This is a genomic window from Rhodococcus sp. NCIMB 12038 (genome assembly GCF_002165735.1).
In the GTDB taxonomy this organism is placed as follows: Bacteria; Actinomycetota; Actinomycetes; order Mycobacteriales; family Mycobacteriaceae; genus Rhodococcus_F.
In genome coordinates, this window is the sequence record NZ_NHML01000012.1 from 144,824 (window position 1) to 169,482 (window position 24,659).

General features: G+C 66.7%; 32 protein-coding genes. 5 read left to right on the forward strand and 27 right to left on the reverse strand.

Annotated elements, in window-relative coordinates; all coding sequences use genetic code 11:
• Positions 1 to 11: 11 nt before the first annotated feature.
• From rpsH to rpsJ, 16 genes are all read right to left on the reverse strand, one after another.
• Positions 12 to 410, reverse strand: a complete 399-nt coding sequence (rpsH, locus tag CA951_RS19880) for a 30S ribosomal protein S8 (protein ID WP_005239657.1) — start codon at positions 408 to 410, stop codon at positions 12 to 14.
• 153 nt (positions 411 to 563) lie between these two features.
• Entirely contained in the window at positions 564 to 749 is a 186-nt protein-coding gene (locus tag CA951_RS19885) for a type Z 30S ribosomal protein S14 (protein ID WP_005239644.1), read from the reverse strand.
• A 4-nt stretch (positions 750 to 753) separates the two neighbouring features.
• Positions 754 to 1,320, reverse strand: a complete 567-nt coding sequence (rplE, locus tag CA951_RS19890) for a 50S ribosomal protein L5 (protein WP_005239642.1) — start codon at positions 1,318 to 1,320, stop codon at positions 754 to 756.
• Position 1,321: 1 nt separating this feature from the next.
• Positions 1,322 to 1,639, reverse strand: coding sequence for a 50S ribosomal protein L24 (gene rplX, locus CA951_RS19895; protein ID WP_005239640.1), 318 nt, complete (start codon positions 1,637 to 1,639; stop codon positions 1,322 to 1,324).
• Positions 1,639 to 2,007 (reverse strand): 50S ribosomal protein L14, encoded by a 369-nt coding sequence (rplN, locus tag CA951_RS19900; RefSeq protein ID WP_005239639.1) that lies wholly within the window; start codon positions 2,005 to 2,007, stop codon positions 1,639 to 1,641. Before rplN ends, rplX begins: the two co-directional genes overlap by 1 nt.
• A 170-nt stretch (positions 2,008 to 2,177) precedes the next feature.
• Positions 2,178 to 2,459, reverse strand: coding sequence for a 30S ribosomal protein S17 (rpsQ, locus tag CA951_RS19905; protein ID WP_005239638.1), 282 nt, complete (start codon positions 2,457 to 2,459; stop codon positions 2,178 to 2,180).
• On the reverse strand, positions 2,456 to 2,692 hold the full coding sequence (rpmC, locus tag CA951_RS19910; RefSeq protein WP_005239637.1) for a 50S ribosomal protein L29: 237 nt from the start codon (positions 2,690 to 2,692) through the stop codon (positions 2,456 to 2,458). The genes rpsQ and rpmC overlap by 4 nt, the downstream gene beginning before the upstream one ends.
• On the reverse strand, positions 2,692 to 3,108 hold the full coding sequence (rplP, locus tag CA951_RS19915) for a 50S ribosomal protein L16 (protein WP_005239636.1): 417 nt from the start codon (positions 3,106 to 3,108) through the stop codon (positions 2,692 to 2,694). Before rplP ends, rpmC begins: the two co-directional genes overlap by 1 nt.
• Before the next feature lie 3 nt (positions 3,109 to 3,111).
• A complete protein-coding gene (gene rpsC, locus CA951_RS19920) occupies positions 3,112 to 3,918 on the reverse strand; it encodes a 30S ribosomal protein S3 (protein WP_005239635.1) in 807 nt (268 codons plus the stop codon).
• Positions 3,918 to 4,322, reverse strand: a complete 405-nt coding sequence (gene rplV, locus CA951_RS19925; RefSeq protein ID WP_005239634.1) for a 50S ribosomal protein L22 — start codon at positions 4,320 to 4,322, stop codon at positions 3,918 to 3,920. Before rplV ends, rpsC begins: the two co-directional genes overlap by 1 nt.
• A complete protein-coding gene (gene rpsS / locus CA951_RS19930) occupies positions 4,319 to 4,600 on the reverse strand; it encodes a 30S ribosomal protein S19 (RefSeq protein ID WP_003940820.1) in 282 nt (93 codons plus the stop codon). The genes rplV and rpsS overlap by 4 nt, the downstream gene beginning before the upstream one ends.
• Positions 4,601 to 4,613: 13 nt before the next feature.
• Positions 4,614 to 5,450, reverse strand: coding sequence for a 50S ribosomal protein L2 (gene rplB / locus CA951_RS19935; RefSeq protein WP_015889918.1), 837 nt, complete (start codon positions 5,448 to 5,450; stop codon positions 4,614 to 4,616).
• Between the two features lie 39 nt (positions 5,451 to 5,489).
• Positions 5,490 to 5,795: a 50S ribosomal protein L23 gene (gene rplW, locus CA951_RS19940; RefSeq protein ID WP_005239632.1), complete on the reverse strand. Its 306-nt coding sequence runs from the start codon at positions 5,793 to 5,795 to the stop codon at positions 5,490 to 5,492.
• Positions 5,792 to 6,481, reverse strand: coding sequence for a 50S ribosomal protein L4 (gene rplD / locus CA951_RS19945; protein ID WP_087558462.1), 690 nt, complete (start codon positions 6,479 to 6,481; stop codon positions 5,792 to 5,794). Before rplD ends, rplW begins: the two co-directional genes overlap by 4 nt.
• A complete protein-coding gene (rplC, locus tag CA951_RS19950; RefSeq protein ID WP_087558463.1) occupies positions 6,478 to 7,134 on the reverse strand; it encodes a 50S ribosomal protein L3 in 657 nt (218 codons plus the stop codon). Before rplC ends, rplD begins: the two co-directional genes overlap by 4 nt.
• 20 nt (positions 7,135 to 7,154) lie before the next feature.
• Positions 7,155 to 7,460 (reverse strand): 30S ribosomal protein S10, encoded by a 306-nt coding sequence (gene rpsJ / locus CA951_RS19955; protein WP_003938093.1) that lies wholly within the window; start codon positions 7,458 to 7,460, stop codon positions 7,155 to 7,157.
• 465 nt (positions 7,461 to 7,925) lie between these two features.
• On the opposite strand from rpsJ, the gene CA951_RS19960 reads away from it, so the two are divergent.
• The 4 genes from CA951_RS19960 to CA951_RS19975 all read left to right on the forward strand — a co-directional run bounded on the left by CA951_RS19960 (position 7,926) and on the right by CA951_RS19975 (position 11,376).
• Complete coding sequence (locus tag CA951_RS19960) at positions 7,926 to 8,402, forward strand: hotdog fold domain-containing protein (RefSeq protein ID WP_087558464.1); 477 nt, start codon at positions 7,926 to 7,928, stop codon at positions 8,400 to 8,402.
• 348 nt (positions 8,403 to 8,750) lie between these two features.
• Positions 8,751 to 9,719: an ATP-binding cassette domain-containing protein gene (locus CA951_RS19965; protein WP_087558465.1), complete on the forward strand. Its 969-nt coding sequence runs from the start codon at positions 8,751 to 8,753 to the stop codon at positions 9,717 to 9,719.
• Positions 9,716 to 10,531: an ABC transporter permease gene (locus CA951_RS19970; RefSeq protein WP_087558466.1), complete on the forward strand. Its 816-nt coding sequence runs from the start codon at positions 9,716 to 9,718 to the stop codon at positions 10,529 to 10,531. Before CA951_RS19965 ends, CA951_RS19970 begins: the two co-directional genes overlap by 4 nt.
• Positions 10,528 to 11,376 carry an ABC transporter permease gene (locus tag CA951_RS19975; protein WP_087558467.1) on the forward strand — a complete coding sequence of 283 codons (849 nt, stop codon included), beginning with the start codon at positions 10,528 to 10,530 and terminating at the stop codon, positions 11,374 to 11,376. The genes CA951_RS19970 and CA951_RS19975 overlap by 4 nt, the downstream gene beginning before the upstream one ends.
• Positions 11,377 to 11,430: 54 nt before the next feature.
• Here CA951_RS19975 and CA951_RS19980 read toward each other — a convergent pair whose 3' ends face one another.
• The 10 genes from CA951_RS19980 to CA951_RS20025 form a co-directional block, all read right to left on the reverse strand.
• Entirely contained in the window at positions 11,431 to 12,618 is a 1,188-nt protein-coding gene (locus tag CA951_RS19980; protein WP_087558468.1) for an MlaD family protein, read from the reverse strand.
• Positions 12,615 to 13,664 carry an MCE family protein gene (locus CA951_RS19985; protein ID WP_087558469.1) on the reverse strand — a complete coding sequence of 350 codons (1,050 nt, stop codon included), beginning with the start codon at positions 13,662 to 13,664 and terminating at the stop codon, positions 12,615 to 12,617. The genes CA951_RS19980 and CA951_RS19985 overlap by 4 nt, the downstream gene beginning before the upstream one ends.
• Positions 13,661 to 14,752 (reverse strand): MCE family protein, encoded by a 1,092-nt coding sequence (locus CA951_RS19990; protein ID WP_256973999.1) that lies wholly within the window; start codon positions 14,750 to 14,752, stop codon positions 13,661 to 13,663. The genes CA951_RS19985 and CA951_RS19990 overlap by 4 nt, the downstream gene beginning before the upstream one ends.
• Positions 14,749 to 15,789: an MCE family protein gene (locus tag CA951_RS19995; protein WP_087558471.1), complete on the reverse strand. Its 1,041-nt coding sequence runs from the start codon at positions 15,787 to 15,789 to the stop codon at positions 14,749 to 14,751. The genes CA951_RS19990 and CA951_RS19995 overlap by 4 nt, the downstream gene beginning before the upstream one ends.
• Positions 15,786 to 16,805 carry an MCE family protein gene (locus CA951_RS20000; RefSeq protein WP_087558472.1) on the reverse strand — a complete coding sequence of 340 codons (1,020 nt, stop codon included), beginning with the start codon at positions 16,803 to 16,805 and terminating at the stop codon, positions 15,786 to 15,788. Before CA951_RS20000 ends, CA951_RS19995 begins: the two co-directional genes overlap by 4 nt.
• The gene (locus CA951_RS20005; protein ID WP_256974000.1) at positions 16,802 to 17,803 is read right to left on the reverse strand and encodes an MCE family protein; all 1,002 of its coding nucleotides are present in this window, start codon (positions 17,801 to 17,803) and stop codon (positions 16,802 to 16,804) included. Before CA951_RS20005 ends, CA951_RS20000 begins: the two co-directional genes overlap by 4 nt.
• 50 nt (positions 17,804 to 17,853) lie before the next feature.
• Entirely contained in the window at positions 17,854 to 18,714 is an 861-nt protein-coding gene (locus tag CA951_RS20010) for an ABC transporter permease (RefSeq protein WP_087558474.1), read from the reverse strand.
• Positions 18,714 to 19,523 carry an ABC transporter permease gene (locus CA951_RS20015; protein WP_087558475.1) on the reverse strand — a complete coding sequence of 270 codons (810 nt, stop codon included), beginning with the start codon at positions 19,521 to 19,523 and terminating at the stop codon, positions 18,714 to 18,716. Before CA951_RS20015 ends, CA951_RS20010 begins: the two co-directional genes overlap by 1 nt.
• 66 nt (positions 19,524 to 19,589) lie before the next feature.
• The gene (gene fadD5, locus CA951_RS20020; RefSeq protein WP_087558476.1) at positions 19,590 to 21,182 is read right to left on the reverse strand and encodes a fatty-acid--CoA ligase FadD5; all 1,593 of its coding nucleotides are present in this window, start codon (positions 21,180 to 21,182) and stop codon (positions 19,590 to 19,592) included.
• Positions 21,183 to 21,298: 116 nt separating this feature from the next.
• On the reverse strand, positions 21,299 to 22,117 hold the full coding sequence (locus CA951_RS20025; RefSeq protein WP_087558477.1) for an enoyl-CoA hydratase: 819 nt from the start codon (positions 22,115 to 22,117) through the stop codon (positions 21,299 to 21,301).
• 274 nt (positions 22,118 to 22,391) lie between these two features.
• Here CA951_RS20025 and CA951_RS20030 point away from each other — a divergent pair, with 274 nt between their 5' ends.
• On the forward strand, positions 22,392 to 23,630 hold the full coding sequence (locus CA951_RS20030; protein ID WP_087558478.1) for a TetR/AcrR family transcriptional regulator: 1,239 nt from the start codon (positions 22,392 to 22,394) through the stop codon (positions 23,628 to 23,630).
• A 109-nt stretch (positions 23,631 to 23,739) separates the two neighbouring features.
• Here CA951_RS20030 and CA951_RS20035 read toward each other — a convergent pair whose 3' ends face one another.
• Positions 23,740 to 24,654, reverse strand: a complete 915-nt coding sequence (locus CA951_RS20035; RefSeq protein ID WP_087558479.1) for an oxygenase MpaB family protein — start codon at positions 24,652 to 24,654, stop codon at positions 23,740 to 23,742.
• Between the last annotated feature and the right edge of the window lie 5 nt (positions 24,655 to 24,659).

The window sequence follows — 24,659 nt, forward strand, 5'->3', positions numbered from 1 at the left end:
GGTGGCCTCCCTTACCAGACGTAGGCGAGGACTTCCCCGCCCACTCCTTGATTGGCCGCCTGGCGATCGGTGAGCAGGCCGGTGGACGTGGAAATGATCGCCACGCCGAGGCCGCCCAGAACCTTGGGCAGGTTGGTGGACTTCGCGTACACACGCAGACCCGGCTTGGAGACGCGGCGCACGCCGGCGAGGCTGCGCTCACGGCTCGGGCCGTACTTCAGGTCGACGATGAGGGTCTTGCCGACCTCGGCGTCTTCGGTGCGGTAGTCGGCGATGTAACCCTCGCGCTTGAGGATCTCGGCGATGTTCGCCTTGATCTTCGAGTGGGGCAACTTCACCTCATCGTGGTACGCCGTGTTGGCGTTGCGCAGACGCGTCAAGAAGTCTGCGATGGGGTCGGTCATGGTCATGAGGTTGACCTCTACCTTTCTCACAACGGTTCCCTCTGCCGTTTCCGGCGCAGGCCTATCGCGAAGTAGGTCTTACGTTTCCCGGTCCGAGGTTACGAACCGGAAGTCTGTGGGGGGTGACGCCGTCGCCGGGGAGGCGACGGCGTCACCGGCTCACCAGGAGCTCTTGTGAACGCCGGGCAGCTCGCCGGCGTGCGCCATCTCACGGACGCAGATTCGGCACAGGCCGAACTTGCGGAACACCGAGTGCGGACGGCCGCAGCGCTGGCAGCGGGTGTAGGCGCGCACCGCGAACTTGGGCTTCTTGTTGGCCTTGTTGACCAATGCCTTCTTAGCCATTAGCTCAGTTCTCCTTGAACGGGAAGCCGAGGTGCTTCAGCAGGGCACGGCCTTCTTCGTTGTTGGTCGCGGTGGTCACCACGGTGATGTCCATGCCGCGCGGGCGGTCGATCTTGTCCACGTCGATCTCGTGGAACATCGACTGCTCGTTCAGGCCGAACGTGTAGTTGCCGTTGCCGTCGAACTGGTTGCCCGACAGGCCGCGGAAGTCCCTGATGCGGGGAAGCGCGACGGACACGAGACGGTCCAGGAACTCCCACATGCGGTCGCCACGCAGCGTGACGCGGGCACCGATCGGCATTCCCTCGCGGAGCTTGAACTGCGCGATGGACTTGCGTGCCTTGCGGATCTCGGGCTTCTGACCGGTGATCAGAGCGAGATCGTTGACGGCACCGTTGATCAGCTTGGCGTCGCGCGCGGCGTCACCGACACCCATGTTGACGACGACCTTGACGACGCCGGGGATCTGCATCACGTTGGCGTAGTCGAACTCGGTGTTCAGCGCAGCCTTGATCTCCTCGCGGTAGCGAGTCTTCAGGCGCGGCTGGATCTTGTTCTCAGTGGAGGTCATGTCAGATGTCCTTCCCGTTCTTCCGGGAAATCCGAACGCGCTTGCCGGACTCTTCGTCGGTCCGGTAGCCCACGCGAGTGGGGTTGCCGTCCGAGTCGACGACCGCGACGTTGGAAACGTGGATCGGGGCTTCCTGCGTGACGATGCCGCCGGAGGAAGCTCCGCGCTCGTTCGCGGAAACCGCGGTGTGCTTCTTGATGCGGTTCACGCCTTCGACGAGGACCTTGTTGGTCGCGGGGTAGGCCTGGATGACCTTGCCCTTCGCGCCCTTGTCCTTGCCGGCGATGACCAGCACGGTGTCACCCTTGTGCACCTTCATCACAGCACCTCCGGGGCGAGCGAGACGATCTTCATGAACTTCTTCTCACGCAGCTCGCGGCCGACGGGGCCGAAGATGCGGGTGCCACGGGGATCGTTGTCCGGCTTGATGAGGACGGCGGCGTTCTCGTCGAACTTGATGTACGACCCGTCCGGACGGCGGCGTTCCTTGGTGGTGCGGACGATGACGGCCTTGACGACCTCGCCCTTCTTGATGTTTCCACCCGGGATGGCGTCCTTGACGGTGGCGACGATGATGTCACCGATCCCGGCGTAGCGGCGAGACGAACCACCGAGAACGCGGATGCAGAGAATCTCCTTGGCACCCGTGTTGTCGGCGACGCGCAGCCGCGACTCCTGCTGAATCACTTACTTCTCCTTGACCTGGACTGTTGCACGGCAGATTTCCGACCCGACGTGCGCGGTCTGCACCCGTGCCCTGCGAGAGGGGCCGCCCGGGTGGGCGGCACAACGGTGGGGTTGCCGTGCGTCTGCCGCAAGGCAACCCCACCATCGTACTGGATGCATTATTCGGTTTCTTACTTGGCCTTCTCGAGGACCTCGACGAGACGCCAGTGCTTGGTCGCGGACAGCGGACGGGTCTCCATCAGCTGCACGCGGTCACCGATGCCTGCGACGCCGTTCTCGTCGTGCGCCTTCACCTTGCTGGTGCGCCGGATGATCTTGCCGTAGAGCGGGTGCTTGACCCGGTCCTCGAGCTCGACCACGATCGTCTTCTCCATCTTGTCGGAGACGACGTATCCGGTGCGGACCTTACGGCTGCCGCGCTCTTCAGTGCTCACTGCTTTTTCCTCACTCATGCCGCGTCACCTGCGTCCGGACCGACGGCCAGCCCGAGCTCACGCTCACGCAGAACGGTGTAGATGCGCGCGATCTCGTGACGAACGGTACGCAGTCGACGGTTGTTGTCCATCTGACCCGTGGCCATCTGGAAACGAAGGTTGAACAGCTCTTCCTTCGACTCACGAAGCCGGGTGACCAGCTCTTCTTCGGTGAGCTCGCGGAGCTCTGCGGCTGGGGTTCCAGTAGCCATCAGAACTGCTCCTCCCTTGTCACGATCCGGCACTTGCACGGGAGCTTGTGCATCGCGCGACGCAGGGCCTCACGAGCGATCTCCTCATTGGGGTAGCTCATTTCGAACATCACGCGACCGGGCTTGACGTTCGCGATCCACCACTCGGGCGAACCCTTACCGGAACCCATGCGGGTTTCGGCCGGCTTCTTGGTGAGGGGGCGATCCGGGAAGATGTTGATCCAGATCTTGCCGCCACGCTTGATGTGCCGGGTCATGGCGATACGAGCGGACTCGATCTGCCGGTTGGTGATGTAGGCGGGCTCGAGAGCCTGGATGCCGTAGTCACCGAAGGTCACCTGGGTTCCACCCTTGGCGGCACCCGAACGGCTCGGATGGTGCTGTTTGCGGTGCTTGACCCGCCGTGGGATCAACATGCGTCAGCCCTCCTTCTGTTCAGTCGTAGCGGGTGCATCGGCGGTGGCGGTCGCTGCGCGGCCGGCCTCGGTGCTGGTCGCGGTGGTGCCGGTGGCACCGGAGCGACGGGGACGGCTCGGACGCTCACGCCGCGGGCGGTCGCCTGCGGGAGCAGCCACGTTGGCGGCGAGCTCACGCTTGCCACCGACGATGTCGCCCTTGTAGATCCAGACCTTCACGCCGATGCGGCCGAAGGTGGTCTTGGCCTCGTAGAGGCCGTAGTCGATGTCCGCGCGAAGCGTGTGCAGCGGCACACGGCCTTCGCGGTAGAACTCCGACCGGGACATCTCGGCGCCGCCGAGACGACCGGAGCACTGAACGCGGATTCCCTTGACGTTGGGCTGACGCATGGCCGACTGGATGGCCTTGCGCATCGCGCGACGGAAAGCGACACGGTTCGAGAGCTGCTCGGCCACACCCTGTGCGACGAGCTGAGCCTCGGCCTCGGCGTTCTTGACCTCGAGGATGTTCAGCTGGACCTGCTTGCCGGTCAGCTTCTCGAGCTCGGAACGGATGCGATCGGCTTCGGCGCCGCGGCGGCCGATGACGATGCCCGGGCGGGCGGTGTGGATGTCGACACGAACACGGTCACGCGTGCGCTCGATCTCGACCTTCGCGATGCCCGCGCGCTCCATGCCGGTGGCGAGGAGCTTACGGATGGCGACGTCTTCCTTGACGTACTCCGCGTACTGCTTGTCTGCGTACCAGCGAGACTTCCAGTCGGTGGTGATGCCGAGGCGGAAGCCGTGCGGGTTGATTTTCTGGCCCACTACTGAGCACTTCCCTTCCGGCGATTACGGGTCGATGTTCCGGTCTTCGGCAGGCTCTCCACGATCACGGTGATGTGACTGGTGCGCTTGCGGATACGGAACGCACGTCCCTGTGCACGCGGCTGGAACCGCTTGAGGGTCGCGCCCTCGTCCACGAACGCCGTGGCGACGACAAGCGTGCTCGGGTCGAGGTCGAGGTTGTTCTCGGCGTTGGCTGCTGCGGAGGCGATCACCTTGGCGACCGGCTCGCTCGCTGCCTGCGGCGCGAACTTCAGGATGTTCAGGGCGTCTTCAACCGAACGCCCGCGGACCAGGTCCACAACGCGACGCGCCTTCATCGGCGTGACGCGCACGTGGCGCGCTACTGCCTTGGCGGTCGGGTTGGCGGTTTCGGTGTTGCTCATCGCCTCTTCGCCTTCCGATCATCCTTGATGTGACCCTTGAACGTGCGGGTCGGTGCAAACTCTCCGAGCTTGTGTCCGACCATCGAGTCGGAAACGAACACGGGGACGTGCTTGCGGCCGTCGTGAACCGCAAACGTGTGGCCGATGAAGTCCGGGATGATCGTGGAACGACGGGACCAGGTCTTGATGACCTGCTTGGTTCCCTTTTCGTTCTGCACGTCCACCTTCGCGAGGAGGTGGTCATCGACGAACGGGCCCTTCTTGAGGCTGCGTGGCATCCTTCACTCCCTCCTAGCGCTTGTTCTTGCCGGTACGGCGACGACGGACAATGAGCTTGTCGCTCGCCTTGTTCTTGCGGGTGCGGCCCTCGGGCTTGCCCCACGGGCTGACCGGGTGGCGACCACCGGAGGTCTTACCCTCACCACCACCGTGCGGGTGGTCGACCGGGTTCATCACGACACCACGGACGGTCGGGCGCTTGCCCTTCCAGCGCATGCGGCCGGCCTTGCCCCAGTTGATGTTCGACTGTTCGGCGTTGCCGACCTCACCGATCGAGGCGCGGCAGCGAACGTCGACGCGACGGATTTCGCCGGACGGCATACGCAGCGTGGCGTAGGTGCCTTCCTTACCGAGCAGCTGGATGCTGGATCCGGCCGAGCGGGCCATCTTCGCGCCGCCACCCGGGCGGAGTTCCACCGCGTGGATGGTGGTACCCGTCGGGATGTTGCGCAGGGGCAGGTTGTTGCCGGGCTTGATGTCGGCGCCTGCACCGGACTCGACCGGTGCACCCTGGAACAGGCCCTTGGGGGCGATGATGTAGCGCTTCTCGCCGTCCGCGTAGTGCAGCAGGGCGATACGCGCGGTGCGGTTGGGGTCGTACTCGATGTGAGCGACCTTGGCCGGCACGCCGTCCTTGTCGTTGCGACGGAAATCGATCAGCCGGTAGGCGCGCTTGTGTCCGCCACCCTTGTGACGGGTAGTGATACGACCGTGTGCGTTACGTCCACCGCGTCCGTGGAGCGGGCGAACCAGCGACTTCTCGGGGGTCGACCGAGTGATCTCGGCGAAGTCCGAGACGCTCGAGCCACGACGGCCCGGGGTAGTCGGCTTGTACTTACGGATTGCCATGAGTCTTCTCGTCCTCTATGTCTCGTCAAGTCCCGGCGCTTACGCGACCGGTCCTCCGAAGATCTCGATGGGCTTGCTGTCGGCCGAGAGGGTCACGAGCGCGCGCTTGGTGTCCTTGCGCTTGCCGTAACCGAACCGGGTCCGCTTGCGCTTGCCCTGACGGTTGGCGGTGTTGACGCTGGTCACGGTGACGCCGAAGATCTTCTCGACGGCAATCTTGATCTGCGTCTTGTTCGAGTCCGGGTGCACCAGGAAGGTGTAGGTGCCTTCCTCGATCAGTCCGTAGGACTTCTCGGAGATGACCGGGGCGAGCAGGATGTCGCGGGGATCGGCGATGGTGCTCACTTGCCCTCCTCCTTGTTCTCTGCCTGGGCGGTCTCGGCGGGCCCGTGGATGAACGCGTTGAGCGCCTCGACGCTGAACACGACGTCATCGCTGTTGAGCACGTCGTAGGTGTTGAGCTGGTCGGGTGCAATGGGGTGCACGCCGTCCAGGTTCTGCACGCTCTTCCAGGCCGCGATGTCCGCGCGTCCGACGACGAGCAGGACCTTCTTGCGATCCGAGATCTCGCCGAGGAAGGTGCGGGCGGACTTCGTGGACGGAGTCTGACCGGCGACCAGTTCGGTGATCACGTGGATGCGCTCGTTGCGGGCCCGGTCGGAGAGGGCTCCGCGCAGTGCGGCGGCCTTCATCTTCTTGGGAGTCCGCTGGCTGTAGTCGCGCGGCTGCGGGCCGTGGACGGTGCCACCACCGGCGAACTGCGGTGCACGGGTCGAGCCCTGACGGGCGCGGCCGGTGCCCTTCTGGCGGTACGGCTTCTTGCCACCGCCGCGAACCTCGCCGCGGGTCTTGGTGGAGTGGGTGCCCTGGCGTGCAGCGGCGAGCTGCGCGACGACAACCTGGTGGAGAAGCGCGATGTTGGCAGGCGCGTCGAAGATCTCCGCGGGGAGATCGACGGTGCCGTTGGTCTTGCCGCCGGCGACCTTGACGTCCAGCGTCAGCTTGGTCGTCGATGTCTCGGTGCTGGTCATGCTCGTGCACCACCCTTCACTGCACTCTTGACGATCACGAGGCCACCCTTGCGGCCGGGGATCGCACCCTTGATCAGCAGCAGGCCGTTCTCGGCGTCCACCTTGTGAACGGAGAGGTTCTGCGTCGTGATGCGGTCGCTACCCATGCGGCCGGACATGCGCATTCCCTTGAACACGCGGCCCGGAGTGGCGCAACCACCGATGGAACCGGGGCGACGGTGAACGGCCTGTGCACCGTGCGATGCACCCTGACCGGAGAAGCCGTGGCGCTTCATGGTTCCGGCGAAGCCCTTACCCTTGCTGGTTCCGGTGACGTCGACGTAAGCGCCGTCCTCGAAGACCTCGGCGGTAAGTTCCTGGCCGACCTCGTACTCCGAGGTGTCGGCAACGCGGAGCTCCACAACGTGGCGGCGCGGGGTGACGCCGGCCTTGGCGAACTGGCCGGAAGTCGGCTTGTTCACCTTGCGCGGGTCGATGGCGCCGAACGCGAGCTGCACGGCGCTGTAGCCGTCACGCTCTTCGGTACGAATCTGGGTCACGACGTTCGGTCCGGCCTTCACGACGGTGACCGGAACGACCCGGTTGTTCTCGTCGAAGACCTGGGTCATGCCGAGCTTGGTGCCCAGGATTCCCTTGATCTTGGTATCAGTCATTGTTTTTGTCTCCGCCGCGCTCACTGAATGTTGACGTCGACGCTGGCCGGAAGGTCGATGCGCATGAGCGCGTCAACCGTCTTGGGCGTCGGGTCGAGGATGTCGATAAGCCGCTTGTGAGTACGCATCTCGAAGTGCTCGCGCGAGTCCTTGTACTTGTGCGGCGAGCGGATGACGCAGTACACGTTCTTTTCGGTCGGCAACGGCACGGGTCCAACGACGCGGGCCCCGGTACGGGTCACCGTCTCGACGATCTTGCGCGCTGACGCGTCGATCGCCTCATGGTCGTAGGCCTTGAGCCTGATGCGGATCTTCTGTCCCGCCACGCTTAGTGTCCTTTTCTTGCCGCGTTTCGTAGTCCCACCCGAGTCGGGCCGAACTACCTCGTCTGCACAGTCCCTTACCTGGGCCGCAACTGTCCGAACGCTAGGCGACCGGGACACACCCGATCCGCTGCCGCTGTTCATCTGTCATGGTTCTCCGGTACACGCGGTCGGGCGTGTCGCCCTCCCACTCATTCTCCGACCCGTAACTTTTCAGCTCTTCGGGCCGGGAACGCGTACCGGATGCACTCAATGCGAGTGCCAGTAGGTACTGCTTCCGTCTTGCATGTGGCCGCGAGCAGGTCATTCGATCTACACCGCGACGTTTCACCCCACCTGTTTCGGGCCGCAAACGATCGCGTCCCAGACAAGGCAACCCGACCAGTATGCCGTACCGCGCAGGAGAGATCAAACCGGGCTCGATCACACTCGCCGGGCCCCGAACTTACTTTGAAGTAATATCTGGGCATGACACCCTCGAGCCCCACCTACGCCGCCTGGCAGAAGCTCCCCGACAACGCGCTCGGACACGCGTTGTTCTCCGTCGGCATGTGCATCCGCGTCCCCTACTTCGGCTCGGTGCTCCCCCGCGTCGTCGAGATGCGGCCGGGCCGTTGCGAGGTGCGGGCACCGAAGTGGTGGGGCGTCCGCAACCACCTCGGCACGTTCCACGCGATCGCCGCGTGCAACCTCGCCGAGGCGGCCATGGGCATGCTGTCCGAGGCGACCGTGCCGCCGACGCACCGGTGGATCCCGAAATCGATGACCGTCGACTACCTCGCCAAGGCGAACGGGCCGCTGCGGGCCGTCGCGGAACTGACGGAATTGCCGGACTTCGGCGCGATGACCGCGGGCACCGACGTGGTCGTCCCCGTGCGCATCCTCGACCGCCGGGGAGCCGAGGTGGTCCACGCCGACATCACGACGTGGGTCACCCCCAAGTAATACGGACAGAAGAAGCAGCAGGGACGACCGCCGACCACGTCGGATACGAACGCCGACGCGGTCGCGAAAGGCGCATGTCGAAGCTCACATTCGGTCCGGCGCCCGTGGCGGCGACTCGAATTGCCCTGTGGCACTTCCCCGGAGCCGGAACGTCGCGGCGCAGCAGGAGCTTCGGGCCGGGCGGGATCGGTTGCACCGTGGTCGCCGGGGTCGAAGTGGTACAGACGTCCGGCATTTATCGCGGACGTCTCTCTACCCGTTACACAAGATTTCCGTCCGCGTTCCGAGGGCGGGGAGGTCTTCGCCGGTCTGCTTTGATCGCCCTCTTCGCGTGACATACTCGAGGACATGCCAGCACCTGACACCGCCGTTCTTGTCGAGGGAATCGAGAAATCCTTCGGTGACGTAGCAGCGTTGCGGGGTGTGAGCTTCGAGGTGCCCCGCGGCACGGTGCTGGGCATCCTGGGCCCCAACGGCGCAGGGAAGACCACCACCGTCAACGTGCTGTCGACCCTGCTGCGCCCCGATGCGGGCCGCGCATTCGTCGCCGGACACGACGTGGTCGAGGAAGCTGCCGACGTTCGTCGCAGCATCATGATGACGGGTCAGTACGCCGCGCTGGACGAGTCGCTGACCGGGCGCGAGAATCTCGTGCTGTTCGGCCGGCTGATGGGCCTGCCCAAGGCGTCCGCGAAATCACGCGCCGAGGATCTGCTGACGCAGTTCGATCTGCTCGACGCGGGTGACCGGAAGGTGTCCGGGTATTCGGGCGGTATGCGCCGGCGCGTCGACATCGCCTGTGGCCTCGTGATCCGTCCCGAGGTCGTGTTCCTCGACGAGCCGACGACCGGCCTCGACCCCCGCAGCCGCCAGGGCGTGTGGTCCCTCGTGTCCGCGCTCAAGGAGCAGGGCATCACGATCCTGTTGACGACGCAGTACCTCGAGGAGGCCGACCTCCTCAGTGACAACATCGTCGTGATCGACAAGGGCACCGTGATCGCCGAGGGCACCGCGGACGAGTTGAAGGCCCGGACCGGCGGAAGTTACTGCGAGGTCGTCCCGGTCAGCCTCGACGACCTGCCACGCGTCCGGGAGATCCTCACGAGCCTGTGCCCACCCGGCCGGGTCATCGAGGAAGGCACCGACCGGTTGTCGATTCCCGCCGAGCACGGCGCCCAGACCCTCGCCGAGGTTCTGCGCCGACTCGACCTCGCCGGGGTCACCCTCGCGGACATCGCCCTGCGGCGCCCGTCCCTCGACGACGTGTTCCTCTCACTCACCGGCCACGTCCGCGTCGACGAGAGCCTGCCGTCGTGACGGCGCCCGCCCAGCTCGGATTCGAGCGCACCCTCGAAGGCAAGCACCGGCGGCCGCATCCGTCGAGCGTCCAGCAGTGGATTGCGCTGTCCCAGCGGAATCTGCACACGATGTGGGTGTTCGGTCAGTTCTTCATCGCAGTGCTGGCGCCGTTGATCTTCACCATCGGGTTCTATCTGCCGCTGCGTCTGGTGATGAAGTTCCAGGGCATCGATTACGCGCAGTTCGTCATGCCGATCATCGTCCTGCAGGCCATGGCGTTCACCGCGATCTCGGCGGCACACCGCGCGGCCACCGAGGCGTCGAACGGCATGAATTCCCGGTTCCAGACGATGCCGGTCAAGGCGGCGGTCCCGCTGACGGCACGCATGACCGCATGCCTCGTGCATTCGACGATCTCACTCGTCGCCGCGATCGGCTACGGATACGCGATCGGCTTCCGGTTCTCCGGCGGACTCGGGCTGACCGCGGCGTTCTGCGGGCTGGCGATGCTGATCGGGTTCACGCTCACGACGGGCGCCGACGCCCTCGGCACCCTCACCCGCAGCCCCGAGGTCACCAGTCAGGCGCTGACGCTCCCCCAGCTGATCCTCGGCATGTTCTCCTCCGGTTTCGTTCCGGTGACACAGTTCCCCGAGTGGGCGCAGGGCTTCGTGCGCAATCAGCCCATCTCGCAGTTCTCCACGTCCATGCGTGCCATGACGGACGGCACGATCACGTTCCACCAACTGACACCCACTCTGCTGTGGTGCGGCGGGCTGGCGCTGGTCTTCATTCCGTTGTCGATCTGGTCGAATGTGAGGCGCGGATGACCACCGAGTACCGATCCGACACACCGGCGACGGTGACGTTTCCCGAGGTGATCGAACCCCACCCGGAGAACTCCCTCGCCGCGCTGTTCTCGCACAGCCTGCTGCAGACCAAGCGCCTTCTGCTTCGCTGGGCCCGGGACCCGTACACGATGCTGCAGGCGATCGTGTACCCGTCGCTGATGCTGCTGATGTTCTGGGCGGTGCTCGGGATCTCGATCACCAAGGCCACCGGCGTCAACAGCGTTTTCGGGACCGTTCCGATGATCACGCTCGTCGGCGCGATGTTCGGTTCCATCGCGGGCGGCCTGTCGTTGAAGAAGGAATGGGCGGACGGGCTCCTGAGCCGGTTCTGGGTACTGCCCGTGCACCGCGCGTCGGGCCTGCTCAGTCGTCTCATGGCCGAGTCCGTGCGGATCGTGCTCACCACCGTGCTGATCATCGCGGTCGGTTTCGCCATCGGATTCCGTTTCAACCAGGGCATTCTCGCCGGGATCGCCCTGATGCTGCTCCCGCTGCTGTTCGGCGTGAGTTTCGCGACGATGGTGACGGCCCTTGCCGTCAACGCGGCGAAGGCACCGCTCGTCGAAATCCTGTCGCTGTTGTGCACTCTGCTGCTGTTCTTCAACTCCGGATTCGTGCCCACCGGCGCCTACCCCACATGGCTCCAGCCGTTCGTGGAGAACCAGCCGATGTCCTGCGCGATCGACGCGATGAAGGGACTGTCGATGGGCGGTCCCGTCGCGGAACCTCTGCTGAAGACGATCGCGTGGTCGGTCGCCGGGTTGCTGATCTTCACCTACCCCGCCGTGCGCGGCTATCGCCGGGCCGCCGGCACCCCGGCGTAGCACCCCGCCCGTCGGTTTGCTCATCGGTGTTCTCTCCTCGGCTCGTGCACGGACCTAGCGTGGGGTGTGCCCCGTCAACGGGGGTTCGATGACCAATGGATCGTCTGCCGCGGGTGGGCCGTAGACACCGCCGTTCCTGGTCGCGTTCTCCTGACCGAGGTCGTCAGGTCGTGGGACGTTCACGGCGCCGCGCTGCTCGAGGTACTGCTGCGACTGGCAGGTCCAGTCCAGGGCAGGCTCAGTCGGTTCCGCCTCGGTCACCAGACGGCGTGGGGCGTCGTACACGCACATCGGCCCCTGCGTTCCGACGAGGAGCAGGTCGGCGAGCCCACCCTTCTCGATCGACGCGATCTTCGGTAGAGCGCCGGGCATGATGGTCAGGCCGTACTCGAGGGAGGGGGTCCGGTCGCCGAGGATCTCGGTGGGGAGAACCAGATTCGCCATCAGGGTGCCCAGGGAGTCGCGGTTTCCCGACAGCAGTGCGTCGAGGCTCGCCATCGTCTGCGGCGACCGTCCGAGCAGGTCCACGAGCGCGGAGTCGTGGGCGCGCAACTGTTCGAGCACGCTGCGGGCGGTGCTCACCGATTCCGGCAGGGCGGCGGTGAGACCGTCCACCGTGTCCAGGAGCGGCAAGCCCTTGTTCACGATGGTCGACAGTGCGTCGGTGCGGGTTTCGAGGGTCCGGGCGATCTCGGCGGAACCGTCGAGCATGTTCTGCAGGTCGGGTCCCGTGCCTCCGAAGGCGGTGCCGAACGTGTCCGCGAGCGAGGACAGGGCGGTGACGTCCATCGAGTTCACGAGGTCCGTCGTCTGGACGAGCGTCGCGTCGAGCGATCGCGGAATCCCCTCCTGCGGCACGTCGATGAGGTCGCCGTCCGCGAGGTACGGCGGGTCCGCGCTGTCGGGCATGATGTCGAGCGCCTGGATACCGATCGCGTTCTCGGTGGTGATCTTCGCGGTCGACCCGGCGGACACCTGTGTGCCAGGTTGCAGCTCGATGCCGAGGACGATGCCCGTCCCCTCCTCGTTCACGTCGACGGAGCTGATCTTTCCCACCCCGACTCCCCGGTAGTTGACGGATGCACCCTGGGCGAGACCGGTGGCGTGGTCGAGGCGGGCGGTCAGATGAATGGGGTCTCCGAACGTGTCCGGGCCGGTGACGTACCGCAGCCCGAAGAGGATCGCGACGACCGAGATGACGAGGAACAGCACCAGCTGCGCCACGACGTGGCGTGTCATCATCGGACGCCTCCGCCGAGTACCTCGGGCAGCGTGCGGGCTTCGGGCACCTCGAGCGGGGCCGATCCGGTGAGCAGTTTCGCGATGACGGCGGTGACGTCGAACGTTCCGTCGAATGTCGTGTAGTCACCGGGTGTGGCCGCGGCGAATCCGCCGAGGAACGTCGCCACCGAGTTCAGGGTCGGGGCGAGCTCCGACTCGAAGCCGTCGAGAGCGGCGAGCACGGTTCCGGCGTCGCTGATCTCGGTCGACAGTGTGGATCCGGCGCCGCCGAGGACACGCTCCGCCTCGCGGCTGAGCCGGGACGCCTCCCCCATGAGCGCGGTGATCTGATCTCGTTGCGACACCAGGAGATCCACCACCGGCGCCAGGTCGGTCATCGCCCGGTCGAGGACCGGTTGGCCGGCGGCGAGTTCCGCCGCGAACGCGTTGGACGCCACCATCGCCCGGTCGAGTTCGTCCCGGTGGTCGTCGACGACGCCCAGCGTGTCGTTCAGCATGTCCACCAGTTCCCGGATCTTGTCGGAGCGTCCGGTGAAGGCGACGGTCAATTCGTTCATGATGGCGTGTATCTGATCGATGCCGCTGCCGTTGAGCACCGTGGCCAGCGCAGCCAGTCCGCTCTCGATGTCGGGGCCGCGCGACGTCTGCGACAGCGGGAGCACGTCGCCCTCGCTCATCGGTCCGCCCGCCGCGTCGGCGACGTCGAGTCGGATGAAGGGATTGCCGAGGGCCGTGGGCAGTTCGATGCGTGCCTTCGCGTCCCGCGGAATCGGGACGTCGTCGCGGATCCGCATCTCGACCTCTGCGGTGAAATCCCGGGTCGACACATCCGAGACACGGCCCACCACCTCCTGCCCCACCCGGACCTCGGCGCCGGGCACGACGCGGTCGACGCCGTCGAACTGCGCGGTGATCTCGTAGGACGGACCGTCCGGTGAGCGGCCCACCGACAGTTCCTGCAGGCTCAGCGAACACCCGGCGGCGGGCAGCGTCGCGCCGACGATCAGCGCCGCCGTCAGAGACGTCGTTCTCGTGCGGATCGTCATCGTCCTCCGACCATGAGTTCGCGCAGCCCGAACGGGTCGGACATGCTGGGCGGAAACTGAATCGGGTTCGTGATTCCCGCTCCGCGGCAGAGGATCGGATCCATCACCGCGCAGAGCGGGGACGTCGGCTCGGCCTGCGCCAGGTTGGTGGAGATGTTCAACCGGATGCGGGCGCGCTGGTCCGGAGTGACCGCGCGCTGGATGTTGTCGATCAGCAGCGGCACCAGGTCCATGATCTCGGCGAGATCGGTGTCGTGTCTCTGCAGCACTTCGCTCACTCCCGCCAGATCGTCGATGCCTGCGGCGATGTCGCCGCCCCGGGCGGACACGAGTTGGTCGATCTGATTGAGCAACGCGGACAACTGGTTCACCGTGTCGCCGATCGCGAACTGCTGCCCGGCGAATTCGTCTCCGATGGCGGTGAGCGAACCGGCGAGGGAGTCGACCTGCGCCTGACGCGCCGAGATCGCGTTGACGAGAATCTCGAGGTTGTCGACGAGCGCTCCGACGTCCGCGCTGTTACCCGCGATCACCGAACTCGCCTGCGACAGTGTGCGGATGGCGTCGTTCATCGCGGGACCGAGCCCGTCGGTGGACGCCGCCGCGGCCGAGATCGCGGCGCCGGCGTCGCCGCCGTCGGGGCCGAGTGTCCTGACGACGGTGTCGACGCTGTCCATCAGCTGGTCCCAGGTGATGGGCGAATGACTGCGTTCGGGAGGAATGGTCTGCCCGCTCTCCAGCACCGGACCGCCGGTGTACGCGGGACCGAGTTCGACGAAGCGCTCCCCGATCGCGGAGGACACCAGCACGTACGCGTTCGCGTCGGCAGGCACCACGATGTTGGACGCGATCGACATCGTGACCGTCACCGTCGCGCCTCGCGGTTCGACGGACTCGACGGTGCCGACGGGCACGCCGAGCACGGTGACCTCGGTGCCGGGAAACACCCCGTTGACGTAGGCGAATTCGGAATGGATCACGGTGGAGGAGGTGCGGACGATCAGCAGCCACCCGGCCACGACGATCGCTGCCACGAGGGCGAGCACGCCGCCGATCCCGACGATCCGGCGTGCGGCGCCCGCGCTCACGAGCACCCCGTGATCAGTCCGACGACGCAGAGCAGGTTGTCGGCGATCACGGCCGACGGCGCCGACACGTCAGCCCAGTCGCCGTTGCCGGTCGCGTTCACGAGCGCCCTCGCGGCCGGCGCACCCATGGTGAGCAGCGCGTCGAGGTTGGCGAGGTTCGCGTCGAGTCGATCCGTCACCTTCCGCGCGTTCGCGAGCAGTGAGTCGAGTTCGACGGTGTTCTCGCCGAGGAACTGCGACGCCTGCGCGATCAGGGCCCGGAGATCGTCGACCATCCGGTGGATGGCCTCCCGCCGGGTGGCGAGCGTGGTCATCACGACGTCGGCGTTGCCGAGCAGGGTGGTCAGCTGATCCTGCTGACCGACCAGCACGTCGGTGAGGGTTCGCGAGCTGTCGAGCAGTTGCGTGACCTGATCCGCGTTCTTCGCCAGGATCGCGGACGCCGCACTCACCCCGGACAGTGCCTCCCGGTTGAGGGTCGCGTCCTGCGGCACCGTGTCCGTCACGACGGTGAGCATCTTCTGCAGTCCACCGAGGTCGAGGTCGTCCGCCGTCTCGATCGCGGACGAGCCGATGTCGTCGAGCGAGTACGGAACACTGGTGCGGCTCAGGGGTATCACCCCGTCGTCGCTCAGGTCGCCGGGTCCCGACGGTGACACGTCCAGGTACCGCTTGCCGAGGATGGTCGACAGCTTGACGCCCGCGGACGTCGTCGACCCGAGGTGACGCGCGCCGTCCAGCCGGAAATGCACGACCACGTGATCGCCTGCCAGGTCCACCGCGGTCACCCGGCCGGCGGGCACCCCGGCGACGTACACGTAGTCGGAATCGGTCAGGCCTGCGGCGTTCGCGAGTTCGGCGGTGTAACCGTCGGTTCGCACGCTGAAACTCACGCGCGGGATCACGAGAACCAGGGCCAGCGCCAGCGTCGCGGCGAGGATTCCCACGATGCCGACGATCAGCGGATTGACGGGCCGCACCCGCTGGTTTCCGGCCAGCGCGTCCCAGACGTCGCGCGCCTTCGCGGTGACACTCATTGGCAGTACCTCGAATGCAGGTCGGGACCGAGGGCGCCTTCACGACCGTCGACGTTGACGATGAAGGTGCACAGGTAGATGTTGAGCCAGGAACCGTAGGAACCCGAGCGGTCGACGGAGGAGAAAAATTGCGGCATGGCCACCATCAGGTGATCGAATTCCGGGTCGGCACCTACCATCGCCCCCGTCAGGGATTCGAGTCGGTTCACCGTGCGGCCGAGTTCCGGGACCCGTCCGTCCACGATCTGCAGGGCCGAACGGCTCACCGCCGCACTCTGATCGAGGGTGTCCATGAGAACCTCGTTGTCCTCGGCGAGCATCCCGGTGAACTGGGTCAGGCTGTCGACGAGGTGGGACAGTTCCGGACCGCGGGCCGCCGCCGTTCCCACCACCACGTCGAGGTTCGTGATGAGATCCCCGATCAGCTGATCGTGATTCGCGAGGTTGCCGGTGACGTCCGCGACCCTGCGCAGCAGCGTTTCCATGCTCGTCTTCCGGCCGTCGAACACGGCGACGACCTCGGTGGCGAGTTCGTTGACCTGTTTCGGGTCGATCGCGTCGAACAACGGCTTGAATCCGTTGAAGAGACTGGTGAGATCGAGTGCGGGCGACGTCCGGTCGAGCGGAATCGTGTCGCCCTCCGCGAGGGTGCCCTCGTCGCCCGACGGACCGGCCGCGAGATCGAGATACCGTATCCCGAGCAGGTCGCCGTACCGGATCGCGACGGTCGTGTCGGCGGGCAGAGCCTGATCGCGCTGCACCTCGAAGTTCACCAGGGCGGTGGCGCTTCCGGCGTCGCCGTCGACGATGTCGACCGAAGCCACGCGTCCCACCCGCACACCGGCGATGGTGACGTCGCTGCCGGGAGTCACCCCCTGGGCGTCGGTGAACAACGCCTTGTACGCGACGGTCGGTCCCTCCACCGGCACCCGCAGTGTATTCACCACGAGGACCGCGGAGAGAATCCCGAAGACGGCGAAGACCACCAGTTTGATTGCCGAGTTCCGGACGCTCATCCTCCGCCACCGCTCCCGCAGTTCGGTCCGTTCAGGCCGGGGTACCGCGGGCAGTCGGACGAGGTGTAGGGCCGCGGGTTGGACAGGTCGGCGGCGACCCGCACCGCGAACTTGCCGGTGGAGAAGACAGCGGCGCCGGCGTCACCGAACGGGCCCGCCTCGTCCAGGGTCGCCCGCAGCAGGTCGGACTTGCCGGCCAAGGTGCCCAGGGTCGGTGAGACGTTCAGCGCCACCGCGATCATGTTGTCCGCGTTCTGCTCCAGGACGTCGCCGGAGTTCCTCGACACGACGAGGGAGGCGGCGAGGAAACCGGTGAAGCTGCCGGTGTTCTCGACGAGAGTGTTGGACAGCGACACCGCCGCGTCCATGGCCGCGAGGACGTCGGGTGCGGCCGTGGCCAGCTGTTCGCTGATCCGGGCGATCTGCGGCGCGCGCTCCGCGACGGAGTCGACGAGAGGAGCGGTCGACTGCGCCACCGTGTGGAGGCTGTCGATTGTCTGCCCCAATTGTTCGCCGCGCCCGCGCAACGCGTCGGCGACGGCGCTCAGCGCGGCCTGCATCTGCTCGGGCTTCACCCGGGACACCAGGTCGTAGACCTTCGAGTACAAGTCGTACATCTGGACGGTCTCGGCCGATGTGTCGGGCTGCAGCCGGGCACCGGCCTCGAGCCGCGCACCGCCGGTTCCCGCAGTGGACACCAGCTCGACGGTCTGGTCGCCGAACAATGTGCGCGGCACCACCCGCACCTGGACGGACGCCGGGATGTGCTGCATCTGTTCGGGGCGGAGACTGATGTTCATGCCCGTCTCGTCCTGTCCGGGGTCGACGCTCGACACGGTGCCGACGGTCGCGCCTTTGTACGACACAGTGGTGTGCGCCTTCACCGCACCGGCGTCCGCCGGAAGCGTCGCCGTCACGACGGGGTCGGTGACGATTGCACCGGTGCCGAAACCGACCAGCAGCGCCGATCCGAGGGCCAGGACCGCCACTCCGATCACCCCCCGCACCGCGAGGGACCCGCTCCCCGGACCTCCCGGGCGGCCGCGCATCACGGCAACCCCAGGGCGGGGGCGGACGGGACGAGGCCCCACAGGGTGAGGGTCAGCAGCAGGTCGACGATGCCGATGGCGAGAATGCTCGTGCGCAACGCGCGCCCGGCCGCCCGGCCGACCCCCTCGGGCCCGCCGTACGCGTGGTACCCGTACGAGCAGTGCACGAGCGCGATGATCGTCGCGAACACGATCGCCTTCACGAACGAGTACGCGACGTCGGTGGGGGTGAGCATGAGATGGAAGTAGTAGTCGTAGGTTCCGGCCGACTGCCCGCTGAACGTGACGATCACCAGTCGCGAAGCCAGATAGGACGACAGCAGCCCCACGACGTACAGCGGCACCACACAGATCAGGCACGAGACCAGCCTGGTGCTCGCGAGGAACGGCAGCGACGGGATCGCCATCGCGTCCAGCGCGCTGATCTCCTCCGAGATGCGCATGGCGCCGAGCTGTGCAGTGAACCCCGTGCCGACCTTCGCCGCGAGCGCGATGTTGGCGATCACGGGCGCGAGTTCGCGAGTGTTGAGGATCGCGGACAGGAGCCCGGACAGCGAACCCATGCCGAGCAGGTCCAGCCCGCGCAACCCCTCGATGCCCACCTGCGTCGCCGCGACCGCGGACATCGCGAAGACGACACCGATCGCTCCGCCGCCGGCGAGCAGGGTCGCACCACCGAAACTGATGTCGCCGATCTGCCGCATGATGTGCCGCCAGTACTTCACGACCGCGAGGGGGACGCCGGCGATCACGCTGCCGTAGAACGTGAATTCCCGGCCCAGTCCCGTCATCAGTCCGAGCGGTTGACGGACCCTGGCCCGCACCCAGTGCGCTGCGGGCCATCGGGTACTCACGACCATCAGTAACCACCTACCGGGACGACGAGAACGGAATAGAGCTGACTGAGCACGGTATTGACGATGAAAACGAGGATGAAGGCCAGCACCACGGCCTCGTTGACGGCGTCGGCGACACCGCTGGGTCCGCCCTTCGCGTGCAGGCCTTTGAAACTGGCGACGAGCGCCGACGTCACCGCGAACGCCATCGACTTGACGAGGGCGACCACGAAGTCCGACAGTCGCGTGTACTGGGACAGTGCCGCGAGAAAGCTTCCCGCCGAACTGTTCTGGACGACCACCTGGAAGAGGAAGCATGCCGACACCCCGACGGCGGTGACCATGGCGCACAGTGCGACGCCGACGAGCACCGCCGCGAGCACTCGCGGAACCACGAGCCGCTCGATCACATCGAGTCCGAGGACCTCCATGGCCTCGACCTCTTCGCGGATCGTGCGCGAGCCGAGGTCCGCGCAGATCGCGGACCCGCCGACCCCGGCCAGCATCAGCGCACAGACCAGCGCGGACGCCTGCCCGACGATCACGAACCCGACGACCGCCCCCGTATACCCCTCGGCGCCGAGCTGACCGGCGAGGCTGCCGATCGTGACGGCGATGAGGACTCCGATGGGGATCATCAGCAGCAGGGCAGGCGCCGACGTGACCGAGGCGATCCGCCAGGCCTGGTCCAGCAGTTCCCGCCAGGCCAGTCTGCGCCGCACCAGAACTCGTACGGCGGCCACCGTGGTCGCGATCGAGAACCCGATGAGCGCACCGACTTCGTTGGCGAAATGGCTGACGGGCCCTTTGGCGGGTGGCAGCTGGAATGTCACGCGGTCCTCCCCCGGTGCCGGTCACCCACGATCGGCGACCGGCGTCGAGCTGTATGGGAATCGGGGTCAGACGACCGCGACGTCGTTCGCGCCGTAAGCTTTTCGAAGCTCACCCTTGACGACCTTCCCGCTGGCGTTCCGCGGGAGGGCGTCGACGACGACGACGTCCTTCGGATGCTTGTAACGGGCCAGTTTGTCTTCGAGCCACGCGGCGAGTTCGTCGACCGTCAGATCGTCTCCGTCGTCGTCGAGCGCCACGATCGCGACGGGCACCTCGGTCCACTTGGGGTGTGGCCTGCCGACCACGGCGGCTTCCCGGATCCTCGGATGCCCGAACAGGACGTTCTCCACCTCGGCGCAGTAGATGTTCTCGCCCCCGGAGATGATCATGTCCTTCTTGCGATCCACCACGTAGACGAAGCCTTCCTCGTCCTGCCGCACCAGATCGCCCGAGTGGAACCACCCGCCGGCGAACGCGTCCGCCGTCGCGGCCGGGTTCTGCCAGTAGCCCTGCATCATGGTCGGGCCGCGGTAGACGATCTCGCCGACCGTGCCGGGGGCGACGTCGTTCATCTCGTCGTCGACGATCCGCGTCTGGATGGTCGGGACGGGCTTGCCCACCGAGCCCAGCTTGTGGATCGCGTCGTCGCCGTCGAGCACGCACGTGATCGGGGACATCTCGGTCTGTCCGAACACCGCCACGACGAGAGCGTTCGGGAAAGTCTCCGCCATGGCGCGCAGCACGGTGTCCGATGCGGGTGCGGCGCCCCAACTGATGACGCGGAGGGCGAGGTCGCGGCGCGCGGCGGTGGGATCGGCGCAGACTGCCTGCCACTGCACCGGAACGAGGAACACCGTCGTGATGCGCTCGCGCTCCCACACGTCGAGCATCTCGGTGGGGTCGAACGCCTTGAGGGGGTGGATCACGGTCGTGGCGCCGAGCATCAGCATCGGGGCCACCGAACCGAGAGCGGCGACGTGGAACACCGGGGACGCGAGGAACCCGACGTCGTCGCCCCTGTCGTAGCGCATCGCCCGGATGCAGGTGATGGACTGCCCGACCATGTTCGAGTGCGACAGCACCGCACCCTTCGGCGTTCCGGTGGTGCCGGAGGTGTAGAGGATGAGCGACGGGGTGTCCTCCGGCAGGTCGACGGGGGCGAAGGCCGGACCGTCTTCCGCGACGAGGTCCTCGTAACCGAGAGCGTCGCCCTCGGTGTCCGCGCCCATGACGATCGCGAGGCCGAGATCGGGAACATCCTGCCGCACAGCGGAAACGAGGGGCGCCAGCGCCGGCTCGGTGAAGACGGCTCGTGCACCCGAGTCCCGGGCGATGAAGGCGACCTCGGGCGGTGTCAGCCGGAAGTTGACCGGGACCGCGATCGCGCCGAGCGCGTTGATCGCGAGCACCGCCTCGAAGAACTCGGTCCGGTTGAGTGTGAGAAGCAGGACGCGGTCGCCGAAGTTCACCCCGCGCCGCGACAGCGCTCCCGCGAGGGCCTGCGAACGCTCGTGCAGTTTCCGCCACGAGGTGCTCTGCCCGAGATGGCGGAACGCGGGATGGTCGGGCTTCGTCTGCGCGTGGGTGGCAACCCAGTTGTTCCAGTGGTTGCGGCGGGATTGCAGTGGCTGCGTGAGCGGCTCGCTACGTGATGACATGTGGTGGTGGTCCCTTCGCTGTACTCGCGTTCGCCCCTCGGGCCCCGCACGGAGGCTGTGACGAGTATTACAGATGTCGACGTCGATCGGAACAGTCTTGTTAACCACAATTCGCATCAGCTCCGGAAGTTCGGAGCACGTTTCGTGAGCATGGCCGTGACTCCTTCGGCGAAGTCCGGCGACCGGAGCAATTCGATCTGTCCGGCCTTCTCGCGGCCCAGCGCCCGGTCCAATTCCGTCAGCGTGGTCGCGGTGAGAGCCTGCTTGGTCAGCGCGACGGCCCGCCTCGGACCACGGGCCAGCCTCGCCGCGACGGCGTCGACGTGGGCCGGGAGGTCGTCGGCCGCGAGCACGCCGGCGATCAGACCCTCGTTCGCCGCCCGGTCGGCGGGCAGCCGTTCGCCGAGCAGCGCCATCCGGGTGGCCCGCGCCCTGCCGATCGACGCGGCGATCAACGCACTGGATCCGCCGTCGGGCATGAGTCCGACGTTGACAAATGCGAGGAGTAGGTACGCGCCCTCGGCGGCGTACGTCAGGTCCGCCGCCAGGGCGATGGACGCCCCGACCCCGACAGCCGCGCCGCCGACCTGCGCGATCACCGGGATCGGGAGGTCGACGATCGCGCGGATCACGCGATTGGCGGAATCCATCACCACCTCCGGCGGCGCCTCCCGGCCGCCCGCGGTGGCCGCCGCGGCGAGATCCGCGCCGGTGCAGAATGCCGCGCCCGCACCCGAGAGGACGACGACGCGGACGACAGGATCCGCCGCCGCGGCGGTGAGCACGTCGCCGAGTGCGGTCATGTGAGCCAGATCGAGCGCATTCATCCGGTCGGGCCGGTCGATCGTGATCCGGAGGATCCCGCCGTCCACGACCACCCGGAGACCGCCGGCTGCGACGGCGGGGATGGTCGACAGTTGCCGTGGTGCACTCATCAAGCCAGTTACCTCCGAGGGAATCGGCCTGCGGGGCCGGGAAGGCGGGACGATGGAAGAAGCCACCGCCGAACGCGAATTGCAGTTAACTTATTGGTGTCGCTCGGTACGTGTCAATACCTCTCGGAACACATTTCGCACTGTTTTGCTGGCGATTCACCGAGACCCCGGGCGAACGCTCCAGCGCACGGGGACCATCCGAGGCTCGTCGTCGCGGGAGTCTCGGTTAAGATGACCGGCAGAGGAACTGGCAGACGACTGCCCACTACTGGAGGTGACCGTGGCCCGGACCAGCACGGCGGCCGGTGCCGCCACCGACCGGCCGATCCGCCGCCGCCCCAAGAATCGCAAGGCCCAGATCGCGAACGTCGCGGCCGAAGCATTCAGCGAGCGCGGCTATCATGCGGTCGGTGTCGACGAGATCGCTGCCACCATCGGCATTTCCGGCCCCGCCCTGTACCGGCACTATCCCAACAAGTACGCCCTGTTCGTCCACGCGGCGACGACGACGGCCGACGCGCTCCAGGCCACCGCGGACGGCGCACTCGATGTCGTCGCCGAACTCGAACCCGGCGATCGCCTCGAACACCTGATCGCCGCCATCGTCGCCAACAGCATCGAGAACCGTAAGATCGCCGGGCTCTACCGCTGGGAGGGCCGGTACCTCGAGGCCGAGGACCGTAAGCGGATTCGCGCCGTGTTCGTGCACGTCACGCAGTGCGTTGCCGCGCCGCTGCGCGAGATCCGCCCCGAACTCACCGCAGTCGACGCGACGACGCTGGGGGCGTCGACGTTGAGCGTGATCGGCAGCATCAGCGCGCACCGGACCACCCTCGCCACCCGCCGACTCGACACGCTCCTGAAGTCGGCGTGCGGGTCGATCCTGAACGCGACGCTCCCGCCCGCCGTCCCGAACGCGGGCGGGGGCGCCCCCGCCGGCGCGGTGCGGGGACTGGCCGTGACGTCCAAGCGCGAATTGCTGATCAACGAGGCTGTCAAGATCTTCGATCGGCACGGCTACCACGACTCGAGCATCGAGGAGATCGGCGCCGCCGCCGGCATCAACGCGTCGAGCGTGTACCGCCATTTCCCCAGCAAGGCAGACCTTCTGGCGGCGGTGTTCTACCGCGCGTCCGACCGGCTGGCCGTGGCCACATCGGCGGCGCTGTCCACCGCCACCGACCCCGAGGACGCCCTCCGCAAGCTCGCCGAGTCGTACCTGGAACTGTCGTTCGGGAACCCGGAAGTGCTGTCGGTCTACTTCGCGGAGATCGGGAACCTCCCGAAGAACGAGCGGACCAATCTCCGTAACGTGCAGCGCCTGCACGTCGAGGAGTGGGTCCACCTGGTGACCGCCGCGCGGTCCGAACTCTCGGCGCCGGAGGCACGGTTCCTGGTGCACGCGGCACTGGGGCTGGTTCTCGACATCGGCCGACTGGTCCACTTCGACACCCGCGAGGAGTCGCGTGCCCGTCTGCACACCCTGATGACGGCGGTACTGCTGGGACATTGAGCCCGGCCCGGGCGGTGACATTGAGCCGGGCCCGGGCGGTGACACTGAGCCCGGCCCGGGCGGTGACACTGAGCCCGTGTCCCTGGGCGATTCGTCCGGGGGCCAGTTCTCATGCGGCCCGCCGGCGACCTCCTCGTTGCTTGTCGTTGTCCGCGCCGAGGTCACGGGGTCGGTAGCCCACCGGGTATCCGGGGTAGCTCCGGTTGCGCGGATCCCGTGCGGCCTTCGATTCCCGCCGGGGCGGCAGGAGGCGCACGAACCGGGCCCGGATCCGCAGCGCACGACGGGACGCGTTCTGCAGCCAATGCGGGGCGGCGGGAAATCCGAACGCCGACAGCATCATCGGGTCGAGGAGGGCGTAGACCCCCTGCGCGACGAGCGGCCGCAGTGGTGCCGGGAACCAGGAGCAGAACAGATTCAGCGTGTAGGTGCCGACCCGATGGTTGTCGTCGGTGTACCGGAAGTGCGTCCGCTCGTACTCTGCCTTGAACCGGTAGAAGTCCTCGAAGGTCTCGGGAATGTTCCTGATCCCCATGCGAACACCCACCTGACGGTAGAAGTGGAAGCACGCGAGACGCTCGTTCGGGGTGAGCCGCCGCCACCCGAAGCGGTCGATCCAGTCAATCGGCTCGTAGATGAAGGTGGTCAGCACGTACAGCATGTCGTCGTTGTCGATGTCGTACTTACCGTGCATGCGGTTCACGACGCGCAGCGACTCGATGCCACGTTCGGAGTCGTAGCCGTGCTCGACGAGTTCGGCCATCAGCAACGCGGTGTCGTCGTACCGCTTCTGCGGTCGCTTCTCGAACTCACCGGTGCGCTGCAGAAGTTCCGAAATCGTGGGGACGCAATACGTTCGGAACAGCGCGAACTCGAGGGACCGCTGGTAGTCCCACGGAAACTCGAAACCGGCCGTGATGCGATGGATCTCCTGGTGGTCCAGGACCGGGTCGAGTTCCTCGATCCGGCGCTGCCAGCCGTGCCTGCCCCGCGGAAAGCCGTCCGGCGTGGTCTTCATCAGCATGTAAA

Bases quoted from the DNA above. Each gene is read 5' to 3' on its own strand.
- CA951_RS19975 (WP_087558467.1), top strand. From the start codon at position 10,528: ATGACCACCGAGTACCGATCCGACACACCGGCGACGGTGACGTTTCCC.
- CA951_RS19960 (WP_087558464.1), top strand. From the start codon at position 7,926: ATGACACCCTCGAGCCCCACCTACGCCGCCTGGCAGAAGCTCCCCGAC.
- rplC (WP_087558463.1), bottom strand. From the start codon at position 7,134: ATGACTGATACCAAGATCAAGGGAATCCTGGGCACCAAGCTCGGCATG.
- rplP (WP_005239636.1), bottom strand. From the start codon at position 3,108: ATGTTGATCCCACGGCGGGTCAAGCACCGCAAACAGCACCATCCGAGC.
- CA951_RS20000 (WP_087558472.1), bottom strand. From the start codon at position 16,805: ATGAGCGTCCGGAACTCGGCAATCAAACTGGTGGTCTTCGCCGTCTTC.
- CA951_RS19885 (WP_005239644.1), bottom strand. From the start codon at position 749: ATGGCTAAGAAGGCATTGGTCAACAAGGCCAACAAGAAGCCCAAGTTC.
- CA951_RS20010 (WP_087558474.1), bottom strand. From the start codon at position 18,714: ATGGTCGTGAGTACCCGATGGCCCGCAGCGCACTGGGTGCGGGCCAGG.
- CA951_RS20035 (WP_087558479.1), bottom strand. From the start codon at position 24,654: ATGCTGATGAAGACCACGCCGGACGGCTTTCCGCGGGGCAGGCACGGC.
- fadD5 (WP_087558476.1), bottom strand. From the start codon at position 21,182: ATGTCATCACGTAGCGAGCCGCTCACGCAGCCACTGCAATCCCGCCGC.
- rpsQ (WP_005239638.1), bottom strand. From the start codon at position 2,459: ATGAGTGAGGAAAAAGCAGTGAGCACTGAAGAGCGCGGCAGCCGTAAG.
- rplE (WP_005239642.1), bottom strand. From the start codon at position 1,320: ATGACCTCCACTGAGAACAAGATCCAGCCGCGCCTGAAGACTCGCTAC.
- CA951_RS19965 (WP_087558465.1), top strand. From the start codon at position 8,751: ATGCCAGCACCTGACACCGCCGTTCTTGTCGAGGGAATCGAGAAATCC.
- rplD (WP_087558462.1), bottom strand. From the start codon at position 6,481: ATGACCAGCACCGAGACATCGACGACCAAGCTGACGCTGGACGTCAAG.
- rplX (WP_005239640.1), bottom strand. From the start codon at position 1,639: ATGAAGGTGCACAAGGGTGACACCGTGCTGGTCATCGCCGGCAAGGAC.
- CA951_RS19995 (WP_087558471.1), bottom strand. From the start codon at position 15,789: ATGAGTGTCACCGCGAAGGCGCGCGACGTCTGGGACGCGCTGGCCGGA.
- CA951_RS19985 (WP_087558469.1), bottom strand. From the start codon at position 13,664: ATGACGATCCGCACGAGAACGACGTCTCTGACGGCGGCGCTGATCGTC.
- CA951_RS19980 (WP_087558468.1), bottom strand. From the start codon at position 12,618: ATGATGACACGCCACGTCGTGGCGCAGCTGGTGCTGTTCCTCGTCATC.
- rpsS (WP_003940820.1), bottom strand. From the start codon at position 4,600: ATGCCACGCAGCCTCAAGAAGGGCCCGTTCGTCGATGACCACCTCCTC.
- rpsH (WP_005239657.1), bottom strand. From the start codon at position 410: ATGACCATGACCGACCCCATCGCAGACTTCTTGACGCGTCTGCGCAAC.
- CA951_RS20025 (WP_087558477.1), bottom strand. From the start codon at position 22,117: ATGAGTGCACCACGGCAACTGTCGACCATCCCCGCCGTCGCAGCCGGC.
- rplV (WP_005239634.1), bottom strand. From the start codon at position 4,322: ATGAGCAACACCGAAACCGCCAACCCGACCGCCAAGGCAGTAGCGCGC.
- rpmC (WP_005239637.1), bottom strand. From the start codon at position 2,692: ATGGCTACTGGAACCCCAGCCGCAGAGCTCCGCGAGCTCACCGAAGAA.
- rplB (WP_015889918.1), bottom strand. From the start codon at position 5,450: ATGGCAATCCGTAAGTACAAGCCGACTACCCCGGGCCGTCGTGGCTCG.